14 protein-coding genes are annotated in these 15,561 nt (G+C 37.6%); 6 read left to right on the top strand and 8 right to left on the bottom strand.

Going from position 1 to position 15,561, the window contains the following annotated elements; genetic code table 11:
- Positions 1-456 precede the first annotated feature (456 nt).
- Both DSM106972_RS09100 and DSM106972_RS09095 read left to right on the top strand, forming a co-directional pair.
- Entirely contained in the window at positions 457-1,434 is a 978-nt protein-coding gene (locus DSM106972_RS09100) for a ferredoxin family protein (RefSeq protein WP_127080383.1), read from the top strand.
- Between the two features lie 228 nt (positions 1,435-1,662).
- Positions 1,663-2,559, top strand: coding sequence for an Rpn family recombination-promoting nuclease/putative transposase (locus tag DSM106972_RS09095; RefSeq protein WP_233787581.1), 897 nt, complete (start codon positions 1,663-1,665; stop codon positions 2,557-2,559).
- Positions 2,560-2,623: 64 nt separating this feature from the next.
- On the opposite strand, the gene DSM106972_RS09090 is transcribed toward DSM106972_RS09095, so the two are convergent.
- The 3 genes from DSM106972_RS09090 to DSM106972_RS54795 are packed head-to-tail and all read right to left on the bottom strand — an operon-like array spanning position 2,624 to position 3,703.
- Entirely contained in the window at positions 2,624-3,358 is a 735-nt protein-coding gene (locus DSM106972_RS09090) for an SDR family oxidoreductase (protein ID WP_127080382.1), read from the bottom strand.
- Positions 3,346-3,567: a hypothetical protein gene (locus DSM106972_RS09085; RefSeq protein WP_158632792.1), complete on the bottom strand. Its 222-nt coding sequence runs from the start codon at positions 3,565-3,567 to the stop codon at positions 3,346-3,348. The genes DSM106972_RS09090 and DSM106972_RS09085 overlap by 13 nt, the downstream gene beginning before the upstream one ends.
- 10 nt (positions 3,568-3,577) lie before the next feature.
- Positions 3,578-3,703 (bottom strand): hypothetical protein, encoded by a 126-nt coding sequence (locus DSM106972_RS54795; protein WP_267901074.1) that lies wholly within the window; start codon positions 3,701-3,703, stop codon positions 3,578-3,580.
- 173 nt (positions 3,704-3,876) lie between these two features.
- On the opposite strand from DSM106972_RS54795, the gene DSM106972_RS09080 reads away from it, so the two are divergent.
- The 4 genes from DSM106972_RS09080 (at position 3,877) to DSM106972_RS09070 (ending at position 7,687) form a co-directional block, all read left to right on the top strand.
- Positions 3,877-4,836, top strand: a complete 960-nt coding sequence (locus DSM106972_RS09080) for an AraC family transcriptional regulator (protein WP_127080381.1) — start codon at positions 3,877-3,879, stop codon at positions 4,834-4,836.
- A 550-nt stretch (positions 4,837-5,386) separates the two neighbouring features.
- Positions 5,387-5,563, top strand: a complete 177-nt coding sequence (locus DSM106972_RS53280; RefSeq protein ID WP_186538775.1) for a hypothetical protein — start codon at positions 5,387-5,389, stop codon at positions 5,561-5,563.
- A 168-nt stretch (positions 5,564-5,731) separates the two neighbouring features.
- Complete coding sequence (locus tag DSM106972_RS09075) at positions 5,732-7,201, top strand: GTP-binding protein (protein ID WP_127080380.1); 1,470 nt, start codon at positions 5,732-5,734, stop codon at positions 7,199-7,201.
- A gap of 66 nt (positions 7,202-7,267) precedes the next feature.
- A complete protein-coding gene (locus DSM106972_RS09070; RefSeq protein WP_233787580.1) occupies positions 7,268-7,687 on the top strand; it encodes a hypothetical protein in 420 nt (139 codons plus the stop codon).
- A 70-nt stretch (positions 7,688-7,757) separates the two neighbouring features.
- Here the strand turns inward: DSM106972_RS09070 and DSM106972_RS09065 are convergent, their stop codons facing one another.
- The 5 genes from DSM106972_RS09065 to DSM106972_RS09045 all read right to left on the bottom strand — a co-directional run bounded on the left by DSM106972_RS09065 (position 7,758) and on the right by DSM106972_RS09045 (position 15,213).
- On the bottom strand, positions 7,758-9,389 hold the full coding sequence (locus DSM106972_RS09065) for a mechanosensitive ion channel (RefSeq protein WP_127080379.1): 1,632 nt from the start codon (positions 9,387-9,389) through the stop codon (positions 7,758-7,760).
- A 398-nt stretch (positions 9,390-9,787) separates the two neighbouring features.
- Positions 9,788-10,156 (bottom strand): DUF2237 family protein, encoded by a 369-nt coding sequence (locus DSM106972_RS09060; protein WP_127080378.1) that lies wholly within the window; start codon positions 10,154-10,156, stop codon positions 9,788-9,790.
- 2 nt (positions 10,157-10,158) lie between these two features.
- The gene (gene cobW / locus DSM106972_RS09055) at positions 10,159-11,202 is read right to left on the bottom strand and encodes a cobalamin biosynthesis protein CobW (RefSeq protein ID WP_127080377.1); all 1,044 of its coding nucleotides are present in this window, start codon (positions 11,200-11,202) and stop codon (positions 10,159-10,161) included.
- Between the two features lie 441 nt (positions 11,203-11,643).
- The gene (locus tag DSM106972_RS09050) at positions 11,644-13,944 is read right to left on the bottom strand and encodes a hybrid sensor histidine kinase/response regulator (RefSeq protein ID WP_233787578.1); all 2,301 of its coding nucleotides are present in this window, start codon (positions 13,942-13,944) and stop codon (positions 11,644-11,646) included.
- Positions 13,945-14,271: 327 nt separating this feature from the next.
- Positions 14,272-15,213, bottom strand: coding sequence for a hypothetical protein (locus tag DSM106972_RS09045; protein ID WP_127080376.1), 942 nt, complete (start codon positions 15,211-15,213; stop codon positions 14,272-14,274).
- Positions 15,214-15,561: the final 348 nt, after the last annotated feature.

Genomic DNA, 15,561 nt, shown 5'->3' with positions numbered 1-15,561 from the left:
TTGCAACTACTTGCAAATTTTTCTAACTTGAGTTAGAGTCGAGGCATAAGCTTAAAAGCCAAATACAGTTAAGTGTTCAGGAGGTTAACCTTAAATTCCGCACAAAAACATAAATCAGCCTTAAAAGTGGGCATTTCTGAAGTGTGATGCCATTACTGAGCAAACATACCTTTTTGTCAATCAACCTTAAGCAATAAAACGAACGATGAGCAGATATATTGCTCTATATTTATATTGTTTTTAGATTGTTGATAAAAGTTATCAATATGTTTCTGAAGAAAGATGGCTTGATATCGCAAAATGTTAGAGAATCATAATTAAACCCTAGTTTATATCGCTCTCTTGGTAGATGATAGATGCGAGTTTATCATTTGAATAAGGGCGCCTTTTTAACAAACTCTGTGTAAAAAACCTTAAAATTCTTTGTCCGTATATAAAAAAGTGTAGTACAGGTAAATGAGTAATTCCTTTTGTTCTGATAATTCACGTTCTTTGGGAGAAGACATCATTGGCAGTGCAGCTAACCATCAGACTTATATATTAGTAGAGTGTCCTCAACCTTGGGCATCTGAAGCGTTTGATTCTAAGTGGGTTCCAAGTAACTTAAAAAACTTAGTAGAAGAAGTTAAACGTGCGCGACTGCCTATAAAGTTTTTGTTGATAGCCAATGATGTATCTCATAAATCGAATCGTACAACGCTTTTGATATATCAACGTAAAGACGGTTTAGGAAGTGGATATCGCAAACAAGAATATAGTTTGCCTAATATCGAGCAAGTTGCTGGTTTGGTCAAAAAGTGGTTGTATGGTAATGTTACTGAGCATGAAGTTGAAACAAGTGTAAAGCGAGATATTTTAGTATGTACACACGGTAGTCATGACCGTTGTTGTGCTAGATATGGCGCCCCTTTTCATTTTTACGCTTCCGAATTAGTATCTAATTTATATCCCGATACTGTGCGGATGTGGAAAACTACGCATTTTGGTGGGCATCGATTTGCTCCAACTGCGATAGATTTACCTGATGGTAGATATTATGGCGCCTTAGAACCAGATATTTTTAAAGCCGTACTTACCCGCACCGGTAATATCGAATGTTTGAATCAGGTGTATCGGGGGTGGGGGGTTTTACCACCCGAAATCCAAGTTTTGGAACGAGACTTAATATTGCGTTACGGTTGGGACTGGTTCAGTTATAAAGTTGCTGGTAGAATCGTTGATTCAAGTGAAGACAATAGTAATATTATTGCCGAACTGACTTTTGAAAAACCCGATGGTTCTATATACTGTCATCAAGCACAATTATTCAAAGACGCTAAAAAGACTGTTGAACTCAAAGGTTCTTGCGGCGCCACCAAAAAGTCGGTGTTTACGAAGTATACTGTTACCAATGTATGGTTAGCATCACAGAAAATCGCCAGCTATACAACTTGATTCGATGAAACGATTAGGGAATCTCGCGTTACCTACCTAAGATTTATGTCAAATTCTCTAATCGAACAAGCAGCAGACATGATTAGTGAAGCTAAATAACTAATGCTTTATACAATGATGGGCGCCGCCCCCAAATCGCTCTTCTGTATCCATTCTGGGAGAGGGCAAATATCTTATATAGTTATGAATCGATTTGTGATTCTATAATTATAGATGTCAATTCATCCGATGAAAGTCTCTTTTATGGTGTTCTCCCAGCCAGACCGATATATTAGCTTACTAACAGATTTTGGCTTCAAGCGTGTGTTTGGGTCGGAGCCAAACAAACGTCTGCTGATTGATTTTCTAAATACGTTGCTACCACAGCGTCACCAAATTCGGGATGTAACGTTTAAAAATTTAGAGAACCTCGGCGCCACAACAATAGACCGCAAAGCGATTTTTGACATCTACTGTGAGGCAGAAAACGGTGAGCTATTTATTGTGGAACTGCAAAAAGTCAAGCAAAACTTCTTTAAAGACCGTAGTATCTACTATGCCAGTTTTCCAATTCAAGAGCAAGCCCAAAAGGGAGAATGGAGTTACGAACTAGCTCCTGTATATCTAGTGGGAATTCTCGATTTTGTTTTTGATGACCATCAAAATGACCCGACATTTTTGCACATCGTTGAGCTAAAAGATTCTTATTGTCGCGTTTTTTATGATAAGCTAAAGTTTATTTATATTGAGTTGCCGAAGTTTAGGAAAACATTAGAGGAGTTGCAGACGCACTTTGACAAGTGGCTATTTCTGTTTCGCAACTTACCCCAGTTATACGAACCACCACAATCTTTGCAGGAAGAAGTGTTTGAGCAACTGTTTGAGGTCGCGGAAATTGCCAACTTTACTGTTGCTGAAAATCGCAGTTATCAAGCGAGTTTGAAGGTTTACCGAGATTGGTATGCCATTGAGATGACAGCACGACAGGAAGCGTTAGAACAAGGACTACAACAAGGAAGAGAAGAAGGAGCAAAAGAAAAAGCAATTTCTATCGCGCGCTCATTGCTTGGCATTTTAGATATAGAAACTATTAGCCAAACTACAGGTTTAAGTATGGCAGAGATTGAACAATTACAACAACAATAAACCTACAGTTTGAACGGGCAGGGATGCCCATTCCACAAATGGAGAATTTAATTTTTGCAAGTCCCTAAAAGCTTGCAGTTGGTCTGACAATAATTTCGTTAATATCCACATCTAATGGTTGCTCAATTGCAAACAAAATTGTTCGTGCTATTGCGGAAGCAGGAATGTATACTCTACGATATTCCTGCATCCTTAATCTTGCGCCTTCATCACTAATGCTATCAGCTAACTCAGACTCTGTAACTCCAGGAGAAATCACCGTCACCCGAATATCACCACCAACTTCTTGCCTTAATCCTTCCGAAATTGCTCCAACCGCGAATTTAGTTGCACAATAAACAGCAGCAGTTGGAGACACCGTATGTCCACCAATTGAGGAGATATTTATAATCTGACCTGTTTTTTGCGCCTTCATAACGGGAAGTGCTGCGGCAATACCATACAAAACACCTTTGATATTAACATCAATCATGCGCTCCCATTCTTCAACTTTAAGTTGTTCGAGTGCAGATAGCGGCATAACGCCAGCATTGTTAATAAGAACATCAACGCGACCAAATTTCGTTTGAGCAAATTGCACTATTGCTTCAAGTTGACTTCGTTGTGTTACATCAAGCGCTTGATATTCGGCTATTCCACCAGAGACGTTAATCTCCTTAGCTATTGCTTCTAAGCGGTCGGTACGTCGGGCGCCAAGAATAACTTTTGCTCCATTTTTCGCTAACAATCTAGCGGTAGCTTCACCGATTCCACTACTAGCTCCGGTAATAATAATGACTTTTTCATTTAAATTTGACATTGGTAAATTTCCTCAGATTGTGGTAATCGGTAATAATTTGTTTTTTGCAAACTGCTCAAATGTTGTTGGTGTAGCTGCTTTATCCGTTCGTGCTGTTGCATAAATTTCTTCAGGGTCGCCAAGAGCGCGAAACAAATTCCCCAATTCCCGTTGTACATCAAGCGTTGCTCCACTTGCTGCAAGGCGCCGCTGTATTGATTCAATTTCACCCGGACATATTCAAATGACTGCATCTTCAGTAAATAAATTTACCCAAGCTTGAATATCTTTGACAATCAGTGCCAGATGCAGGTCAAAAATCATTTCAACTGTATCTTTCTGTTTTAATTCACCTTGAAATTGCATCGCTCACTATGTAATATTTGATTCGGATGCTTTCATAGTATGAGTAGAAAGCAAAGTTTTAAATGCACAGACCTCGCAAATTATTGCCTAATCCTCCAAATTCATATTTTTTAGATCGACAAAGATGGTTTACAATAAGCATAAGAAAATAATTCAATTAGCCCCAAAACTATATGGCGATTGAAATATCTAACGACACCGCAGTAGATTCATTTAATGTAATCGATTCGCAATGTCAAAAGTTGGCGGCACTAGTGGCTCGGCACACCGAAGGCAAAGGAAGCGGATTTCATAAGACAGATATAAAACAGCTTGAATTTCAGCAAGAGTATCAAGCTGGCACCGTGCTTCACGGTGTGTATGAACCGATTTTAGCTATCATTCTTCAAGGCAAAAAGCAAGCGTTGCTGGGTGATGAGATATATCGTTACGGCACCGCTCAATATCTTGTTGTCTCGGTTGATTTGCCCCTGAGCGGATTTATTGTCGAGGCCACCCCAGACAAACCATATTTAGGATTTAAGCTGAGTTTAGACCCGCGTCAACTCTGCGACATTATTACTGACCAAGCTAACCCAATTACAAGTAAAAAAGAGAACTCTGTAAGAGGTTTATTTATCAGCAATATTGATGCACCATTAATCGATTGCGCCATCAGGTTGACACAACTTTTGGATACACCACAGCATATTCCTATTTTGGCACCAATGATTATCCGCGAAATGTACTATCGCCTTTTAATAGGAGAACAAGCTGAAGCTGTCCGCCAAATTGCGACATCTGGTAGCAATATGCAGCGCATCTCTTTTGCAATTCAATACTTAACGGCTAATTTTATAAAGCCGATGCGCGTTGAGGACTTAGCTAACCAAGCTAACATGTCTCCTTCATCCTTCCATCACCATTTTAAGCAAGTAACATCCATGAGTCCGCTACAATATCAAAAACAATTAAGATTATTATCAGCGCGGCGCCTTATGCTTGCCGAAAACTCCAATGCTGTAAATGCTGCCTATCAAGTAGGTTACGAGAGTCCCTCACAATTTAGTCGCGAATATTCTCGGATGTTTGGTGCGTCACCAATCAAGGATATTAAACGCTTACGCATGAAAATCCCTAACGCTTACCAATAGTATTTTTAAAATGTATAAGTAGTAAAGTGACGCAAATAGCACAAAGCCATAAGTAAAGTAAAATTTACAATCTAAAAAGTATATTTTATTGTTTTTATTTTTGAATCTTTACGTATTTGTCGCAAAAAAAGCGCTTTTTTACAAAATTTTTTTTGATTAATTGGTTATTTTTTATACTATATTTTTATAACGGATGTTTACTTATTGACAGTGATAAAATGTTGAAAGCCCAGTAATTACTGAGTTTTCAGGTATTTAAGTCTAAAAATTTACATTTTTCCAGTTACGGCTGTCCGTTCGCTCCTGCATTTACCTCATGGCTTAATTAAGGCTTACTGGGCTTATAATCCAGACTAATCAATCGATTCAGGCATTTTCGTTTAGTATAGGGCTTTTAGCTATTTTACGATTTAAGCTATCCCTATGCCTTAAATAACCGCTTAAGAGAGGCTTCTGTGATAGTCATAAATATTACTGCCAATTCCTAATTTACTTAGAAATAGCCTTTTTCCCTTTATATCAAGGCTTTAATTCCCCTTTGGTTCTAAAAATGAGCGAACGCCCAGTTACGGGTTTAGGTTTTGTTATTATGCTCGACAGTTTTTACTGGAGCGCGGCGCCAGTCAAAGGCTCATATCTTGCACCTGGGTTTATACATGTAACTTTATTTACCAATTTTACAATGATGCCCAAGACCAAAGGGAATTACAGAAAGAGAGTTAATTAATTAACTTCTTTTCTCTGTAACCTCTGTGTTTTTGTGGTAAATAAATATACTTTTGAATATGCTGTAAGAAGAATAAACCATAAAGCACACAAAGGAAAAATTACAGTTATGCGTCCTTAAAAATTATTAGGATTATAGATAATAGTTATATAAAAATATAAAATCGTTATGACTTCGACTACGCCTCCAGACTCTAACCAAACAAATGATACTTCCCAGGTATGGGAAGAAGAGATGGATAAAGCTATATTTAGTTTTGATGAGATACAAACCGAGTTAAACTACCGTCAAGCACAAACTGCTCTACGTAACATGGTGACAAAGCTGGACTTAACACCAACTGAACAGCAGGGTTTAGAGAGCGAAATTAATGATTTAGAGAATATGCTGTCAAAGCTTGACCGTATGGTGGTGCAAATAGCAGCGTTTGGGATGGTTGGACGTGGCAAGTCGTCTTTATTAAATGCGTTGGTTGGTCAAAACGTTTTTGAGACGGGTCCTTTACATGGTGTGACTCGTTCTGCTCAAAGTGTAAACTGGAGTATAACAGAAGAAACATTCGGCGCCAACGAAAGAGCGTTGCGAGTGCGGTTAAAAAGTGGTGGTCAGTCGCAGGTGGAATTAATTGACACACCTGGGTTAGATGAAGTTGATGGAGAAACACGTGCAGCTTTAGCCCAGAATATCGCAAAGCAAGCCGATTTAATTTTATTTTTAATATCGGGTGACATGACGAAGGTTGAACATGAAGCACTATCGCAGTTGCGTGATGCAGGTAAACCTATATTATTAGTCTTTAATAAAATTGACCAATATCCTGAAGCTGACCGTATGGCAATTTATGAAAAAATTCGTGATGAAAGGGTACGGGAACTGGTATCTCCCGACGAAATAGTCATGTCAGCAGCTTCTCCAGTAGTACGCGCACTAATACAAAATCCTGATGGTACACGAAGGGTACAGTTACTAACCGGAACAGCACGGGTGGAAGATTTAAAGTTAAAGATTTTAGAGATATTGCACCGTGAGGGTAAAGCGCTGGTTGCTCTAAACTCGATGATATATGCTGACGTTGTGAACGAACAGTTAGTGCAGCGCAAACTAGCAATTCGCGAAGCTGCTGCAAATACGTTTATATGGCGTGCGACAATGACAAAAGCTGTGGCAATTGCCCTTAACCCTATTACTGTAGTAGATATATTAAGCGGCGCCGTTATAGATATAGTATTAATTATTGGCTTGTCTAAATTATATGGTATTCCAATGAGCGAAGCAGGCGCCGTCAAGTTGCTGCAAAAAATCGCTCTAAGTATGGGTGGCATTTCGGCAAGTGAACTACTAGCTAATTTTGGTTTAAGCTCATTAAAAACCTTGCTTGGAATATCAGCACCCGCTACAGGTGGTTTATCATTAGGTGCCTATGCTACTGTGGCAATTACGCAGGCAGGTGTAGCTGGATTTTCTACGTATGCTATTGGACATGTTACCAAAACTTATCTCGCAAATGGCGCCACATGGGGTTCGGATGGACCAAAATTTGTAATTAGTAAGATATTAGAAAACTTAGACGAAGAATCAATTTTAAGTAGAATCAAAGAAGAACTACAAACCAAAATTAAACTCAAACGACAAAGGTAATGGCAACGGATACAACGGATGTAACGGATAGCGTATAAATATGTATGTCATTAGTCGCGCAGCGTAATGCGAAGCATTTGCCGTAGGCTAAAATCTAGATTTCGCAAAAAGGATTATAGTATATCCCTATTTTCTGGAAAAGAGTTTAACGTTGATATTACAAAAGGTCTAAATGGCTCACCAGATTTTTTAATTAGCACTAGTCCTGAACAGTATTATATCAAGGCGCCTGTAATGGTGCTAGTAGAAGCAAAAAATCAAGATATTAATAGCGGTTTGGGACAATGCGCTTCCGAAATGATAGCCGCACAAATATTTAATCAAAAAAATAATCAGACGTTAGATACTATTTATGGATGTATTACGACTGGAATTTTATGGAAGTTTCTAAAATTAGAACAACAAAAACTATATATTGATATTTATGAAATAGCACTTCGTCCAATTGACCATTTATTAGGAATATTTATGCAAATTTTAAATTAATATAATTAAAAGTAAAGACGTGGTTAACCACGTCTCTACATGTAATATCTGAACTCTAACTTAATATTATTTAACTTTTACTCTTATACGAGTCGAGCCATTCTTGTACTTGAGAACGTGCGATGTCGCGTCCACCTAAACCAAAGGCAAGCGAGATAGCTATAGCTATTGCTCCTAAGAGTAATCCAAATGCGAGGTTGACGATATCGGGGGCTACACCTATTTGTTGTAAAGCCATTGCCGATACTAAGGTAATAATAGAAATTCGCGCTACTTGTCCGAGAATTCGCGCTTGAGCATTACCTGTACTTGCAATAATGCTAAACGCTAAATTTGCAAAGAACAAACCAATCGCAAATATTATCAACCCTGCTAAAATTCTTCCTAGAATTACCAAAATTCCAGTCACTAATACTGTTAATGCTGGAATATTTAGGACATTTACTGCTGCAACGGTGGCGAATAACATTATACCCACCAGCACTATTATGCCCGCAATTTCCGATGGTGTTTTCGCAGGCACCCTTGGTGTAGTGCTTACAGATGTAACAACAGGGCGATTTAATGACGGTAAACCAATAATGCTGAAGATGTTGTTAAATCCAATACTAGTAAGAATACTTGTAACTAATTCAGATACAAAGCGTCCTACGAAGTAAGCGACAATCAAAATCGTTGCAGCGGTGAAAATTAATGGTACTGCCCCTAGCACCTGTTGCAGCATTGCAATGGCAGGTACTGAAATAGCCTGAATTTGTAACGCAGTCAATGCAGAAATTGCTACAGGTATCAAAATCAACACATAAACAATTGTGCCGATAATACTCGATAGTGTCTGCGCTCCAGATGCATTACTCAAACCGAAGCGACTGCCCATGTGGTCTATACCTGTTGTTGCTAACAAATTTGTAACGATTCGTCGCACAACATTGGCAAGAAACCAACCAACTGCTGCAATTAAAGTTGCGGCAAGAATGTTTGGCAGAATCGAAATAATTTGAGTAATTAGCGACTGTACTGGTACTAACGCTTGTTGCAGTCCCAACGTATCGAGGACTGGAACCAAAAACATTAAAAATATAAACCAGTAAAGCGCATTACCTATCGTTTCTGAAAGCGATAACTGGTTTATACCTGTTCTTTCATCACTTGGCGAATTTATACGTTCGTCAATACGTGCTGCATCTAACCCACGTACAGTTATTAGCTTGACGAGAGTTGCAACTGCCCAAGCAATAGCCAAGAGTATTCCGGCGCCAACGAGTTTGGGTAGAAAAGTACCAATTTGTTGGAGGAAACTGTTGAGAGGTTGCGATGCTACACGTAGCTCTAACGTGTCAAGAACAGCTACTATTGTTAGTAATAAAACGCCCCAAAAAACTAGACTAGAGATAAATCCCTCAACTTGAGGTGCATCTCTACCAGTAACGCTTGCCGCAATACGGTTGTCTATTTTTGTGCGGTTAAGAACTCCTTTCACAATGGCAGCAGCGACAGCAGCTATTAGCCAACCAACCAGTAGTATCAAAACGGCGCCTAGTAATCGCGGTAGAAACGCTACGACCTGTTGGGCTATCCCCTGTAAGTAATTAGCTGTTTCATTTACTGCTAGACTCGGCGACGCTTGTGCTAATTGTTGCTGCGCGCTTATCCAAAAACCAAAGTCCATTACTTGGTTGATATGTTGCCAAGTTGCATTCATGGTTTTCTGATATTTTAATTTGAGTGATATTGCAAAAAACGCACTCTTCTATCTACAGGCGCCGATTGCTCTAAATATAAACAACTCAGCCCCCAGATAGCTTCATGAATTTTTTACACGGTGAATTACCAGTAAAATATTACAGGTAATTGCTTACAAAAAATCTTTTTTACTTTTTTATTTACGATTTTTTTGCTTTGTTCAAACAAAATCATCCATCTATCACCAATTAACCATTCTTTTCGCTCTTCATCTTCAGTATTCAGTAATTATTTTTACGTCTTATTCTCAGTAATTATAAAGTTTAGCCCATACTTTTATGACTTCTTCTTCTATCTAAAGATGGAATTTGTGTGATTTTGTGGGGATGGGCGGGCAGGGATGCCCGCTCCACAAGATTAATTTTCTACTGAGTATTCTTGTAATACTTCTAGCGCTACATACTCCAAAGCTTTCTCGTGCGTTGATGCTAACACAACCGATGGCGCCACCCCAGCATTAAGAGCTTCTTTCCAACGTGAGGCACATAAACACCAACAATCACCTGGTTTTAATCCAGGAAAATTATAGTGCGGTGCAGGTGTCGTTAAATCATTACCGCGCGATTTAGTGTAACTCAAAAACTCCTCTGTCACACGCGCACAAACTACGTGTACACCCATATCCGTTCCATCGGTGTCACACATTCCATCTCTTCTAAAACCTGTCATTGGAGAAGTGCAACAGATTTGTAGCTTCTCACCTAAAACGTTTTTCGCATCCATAATCTTTAATTCTCGCTTATCGCTGACTTAATTTTAGATGCATCCAAATCACGACCGATAAAAACTAATTTGGTTTGTCTTTCTTCTGAAGCATACCAAGGACGGTCATAAAATTGGTCAAATCTTGTTCCTACTCCTTGCATGACTAAACGCATCGCTTTGTTTGGTACCGATACAAAACCTTTGATGCGATATATATCTGAGTGTTCTACCAAAGATTCTAATCGAGATTGCAATACTTTAGGGTCAAAGCTTTGGTTAAATATTATGTGGGTTGAAGTAATTTCCTCGTCGTGGTCATGGTCTTCTTCTGTATCGTGATGACTTGGGCGCCCATCTAAATTATCTTCAACAGCGGCATTCCACCCTAATAATATAGAAGAGTCAAGGGCGCCGTTTATAGAGTCAACTATTTTAACGTTTCTTGATAATTCTTGCTTGACTTTTTCCTTAACTTGTGCTTTCTCTGTCTCATTAATTAAATCAGTTTTGTTCAAAATCACTAAGTCAGCACAAGCGAGTTGGTCTTCAAATAGTTCTTGCAACGGAGTCTCATGTTCTAAACTATCATCAGCTTGACGTTGCGCTTCTACTAATTCTGGGTTAGAAGCAAAAGTTCCATTAGCCACTGCTGAACAATCTACCACAGTAATAACCGCGTCAACTGTGGCGCCTGCTTTTATTTCTTGCCAACGAAAGGCTTTTATTAATGGTTTGGGTAACGCTAAACCAGAAGTTTCTATTAAAATGCAATCAATCTCAGAGCGCCGTTTTAACAATTCTTGCATTGTCGGCAAAAACTCTTCTTGAACCGTACAACATAAACATCCGTTCGTTAACTCATATATATTACCAATGTTTTCATTTTCATCTTCAGGACAAACTTGACAAGATTTGAGTAATTCTCCATCGATACCCAACTCGCCAAACTCGTTTACTAATACAGCAATACGACGTCCTTGGTTATTTTGCAATAAGTGACGAATTAAAGTAGTTTTTCCACTACCTAGAAATCCAGTAATAACAGTAACAGGTATTTTTGCAGCCATTGATACTCGTTTGATATTTGTGACACAGATGTTTCCACCTGTGCCACTACATCATAGCTCAATTCCCGGCGCCTGAAATCCAAAAAATTACACGCGAAACCTACCGCTACCTCTATGAGAGCGCAGTGTGAATATTTTTTTAATCATGATTAAGGAATGTATAAGTTTATTTGCGGCGCCCAGATACCCACTTTTTATACTTTTTTATTAGTCAAACTCACCACTGTTTGGGCGCTTATTATTGATGCAAATGATTAAACCAGAAACCGGGTTTGTAACTACAACGAGTATATATTTTTATTCCGTAGTTGTAAGTAATGCAAAATACTTTACGTAATTATTTTTACATAATATTTAGGCGCCATATTAATTGTGTTTTGAACTACAAATCAAGCAGTATGTGGGCTATGCCCTACCTAGAACACTCCAAAACTTGTTTGCTCAATTAAGCACACGATGTAATGTATTTAGCAAAAAAGTTGCGGTAAAAGGTTTAGGCACAAACTCTTGAACACCGCACTCTACAGCTTTGGTTTTTTCTTCACTATCATTTGAACCGCTCATTGCAATAATTTTGATATTGGGCATTATTTTTTGCAATGCTCTAATAGTTGTGACACCATCTAAGCTTGGCATCATTAAATCTATAATTACTGCTTTGATTGTTAGCTTATTTTGGACAAATATTGCGATTGCTTCAATTCCATTATTTGCCACTAATACTTGATATTTATGGGTTTCTAACGTGGTTTTACTAACTTCTGAAATAGCTATCTCATCATCTACAAATAATATTAACTCGCCATTTCCATGTACTATACTTGTATCTTCTTTTACTGTAGTGTCTGTTTGTGTACTTGCTGGTAGAAATATTTTAAAAGTTGAGCCTTTACTAGTACTGTCAACTTCAATAAAACCATTATGGTTTTTAATAATATTAAACACTGTTGATAAACCTAATCCTGTGCCCTTTCCTACATCTTTAGTTGTGAAAAATGGGTCAAATATTTTGTCTATAATATTTTTAGGAATACCACTACCTGTGTCTTTAAAAGTTATTAAAATATAATTACCTTCTTGTGCATCGATATTCATTTTAGTATAATTAGTATCGATGATCTGATTTTCTGCTGTAATCGTTAAAGTTCCTCCTTCTGGCATTGCATCACGTGCGTTAATCGCTAAATTCATAAATACTTGATGCAACTGCGTAGAATCTGCGCTTACCGTCCACAAGTCATCATGAATATGTTTTTTAATTTCGATAGACTTTGGAAATGTACCTTGAATTATTTGCTCAATATCTAATAGTAAATGCTTAACTTGTAATATTAAACGTTTTTCGTCATTATTTCCACGCGCAAAACATAAAATTTGTTTGACTAAATCTGCACCTCTTTTTGCACTTGCTTCTAAAATATGAAGCATGTCTTGATTTCGCGTGTTCAAATTAGGAAGGGTTAAAGGTAAAAGTTGAGCTACTGCTAAAATTGGAGTTAAAATATTATTTAAGTCGTGAGCTATACCTCCTGCTAAAATACCTATATTTTCTAGTCTCTGGGTACGCATGAATCTCGATTCTAATTGTTTTTTTGCTGTTATATCGGTATCAACTGTTAAAATATATTTAGGTTGATTATCTTCGCCTCGTATTAAAGTCCAGTGACTATCTACAATTATATCTTGCTCATCTTTTGTAATTTTATTTAACTCACCTTGCCATTCTCCATATTTAATAACGCTTTCTAAAGCTGTTTCTGGTGGCAAATAATCACCATACAAAATGTCATAAGCATTTTTACCTATAACTTCTTCTGCTATCCAACCATAAAGACGTTCGGCGCCTTTATTCCAATAAGTAACTATACCATTTAAATGTTGTAATAAAATCGCGTTTGTGGCAACGTCTAATAATGCAGCTTGTTCGTAGATTTTTTGTTCTGCTAACTTTTGCTTGGTGACATCTATCACTATCCCCAACATTCTATTATAATTTTTAGATGATAAATTATCTTTTGCGTAGGCTGGTTGATAAAAATCGCCTATCGCCTGAATCCAGTGAATACTACCATCCTGCTGAATAACTCGGTATTCATGTTGATAAGTCTGATGTGACTGTTGAGCAGTTTTAAGTGCTTCTAACATTGCGTCACGGTCTTGAGGGTGGATGCGGTCTATAAATATATCTAAATTGCTCCCAGTCCCCGGAGTAATATCAAATAAATATTCGCAACTGCTTGAACAGGCAATTTCATTTGTGGCAATATTCCATTCCCAAGTTCCCATTCGGTTTGTTTCCAAAACAAATCGCAGTTGCTCTTGGGTTTTTTTTAACGCTAGTTCGCTCTTTAATCGCGCTCGTCGGTTTTCTGCTTCTTTGAGTTCACGTCGTATTGCTGGAACGAGTCGCATTAAACGGCTTTTTGTGACAAAATCAGAAGCTCCCGCTTTCATTGCACTTACTGCTATTTCCTCATTTATGGCGCCGGAAACTATAATAAAAGGTAAGTCTATACCTTTGTTTTGCATTATTTTTAAAGCTTCTAAACCATCAAAATCTGGCAGACAATAATCACAAAGAACTAAATCCCATATATTTAAGTCTAGTGCCGCATCCATTTCTACGGCTGTTTCTACCCTTGTATAAGTAACATCATAACCATTCGACTGTAATGTACGTACAATCATCAACTCATCATTGTCTGAGTCTTCTACAATTAAAACACGTAGCGGCATACTCATGTCGCAACTCCTAATATCAGCTTACATTTACAGTTAGTGTTTATTTATATTATCTATCTTATATAGATTAATTAATCAAACTTACCATACCTAGATTGAGTAAATGAAGCGTAAAATAGAGCTTTTCCTACAATTGTCCCATATTTTTCCTTATTTTAGGATATGAAGTGGCTTACGGTTGAAGTTGCTTAATATTTTGTAACTCCTCTTATATTCATTTGTTTATTTTATTAATCTTTTCTGACAAATTTGATTCGTTAACGATTCATCTGTTACATCTGTCGTCTGTAGAGACGCGATATGTCACGTCTCTACATTTGGGTGTTTTTAATTTTTTTGGATTAGTGCGTAGCGTGCTTTAAAGTCTGAACATATTGCTCGTGTCATTGGTTTTTCTACTTTGTCTCCATATGCTTTTACGATTAATTTACCTTCTAAGTCTCTAACCTGTAAGTGCTTACCAGATTCGATTATTTGCATACCCGCTTTGGAGGAAACAAAGATTTTACCTAACGTTTTTTCGATTTTGGCTTCTTCGCTTTTGCCTCCTGCCCAAATTTCAATCAAGACTTTATCTTCTTTTGCATACCTCTCAACTATGTCACGCAGCAAGGGTAAACATTCTTTTGTTAGTTGTCTGCACTCTATATAGTCAAAATTTGCCAAATCTTTTGTTAATAGCCTGTTTAAGCTGATTTTTTGACCTTGTGCTTTCAAAATACCATCTGGACGGTAACTTCTCTCGATTTTTCCTGTCTCATGACGCATGTAAGCTTGACTTACTTTGTCAATTAATAAGTCATGTGTTACCGAGTTGTAAATTATTGTGTAACCCATGACTATTACTGTTATCACACCTGGTATTACTTCTCTTCCATCTTGCTCTAATGCTTTTAGCGCTACTTTTAATACAAATTGTGATGCCTTTTCTACTGCTTCACTCCGTTCTGATAACAACTGTTCTAGAACAGGCGCCTTAATTATAGCAAGTTCCTGAATTGCTTCCACCGATACAGAACCATTATAGTCACCCATGCTCGTTTCTATTTTTGACATCTGATACCATAACCAGTTTTGAGAATTTTCTTCTCTTTCAGCTTCAGTCAGTCGCTGTTTTTCTTCCAAAAATCTCTGAGTCGCTTCGCGAAGGTTACTCTCCTCTGTAAAATTATTTTTTTGAACATGATTCTCAATTTCGTGCGTATCATTAAATGCAACAGAGTAACCATCTTGAAGGTCAAATGGCGCCATTAAAGAACGATTAGACATCTGAAAAATTCCTTGTTTATAATGAAGGATTGATGTATATTTTTCTACATCCAAAGAATAAAAGACAAATTTTTTTGAATGAGCGATATTATTACTGAACGCTCTCGGAAGTGGCGCCTTGCTTTAGAATTGATGTAAAGCAAGAAGCGACGTTGAGTAGATGCAATCCCTGTAAAATGTATTGATTATTTATGAACCAAAGGCTCTTTTCTTTAGCCGTTATTCCGTTCTATGTTATCCACCCGGAATTTTCACAGTATTTTTAACAATTCGTTACAATACATGGTTAATGAAGAAACCGGGTTTCTTTATCGAAATATTGTAATCAAAAGAAAATTTGGCGTAGAA

Origin of the sequence: Dulcicalothrix desertica PCC 7102, from assembly GCF_003991905.1 — a bacterium.
Classification (GTDB): domain Bacteria; phylum Cyanobacteriota; class Cyanobacteriia; order Cyanobacteriales; family Nostocaceae; genus Dulcicalothrix; species Dulcicalothrix desertica.
The sequence above is the reverse complement of the archived record's forward strand: the minus strand, read 5'-3'. Positions and strand labels throughout refer to the sequence as shown.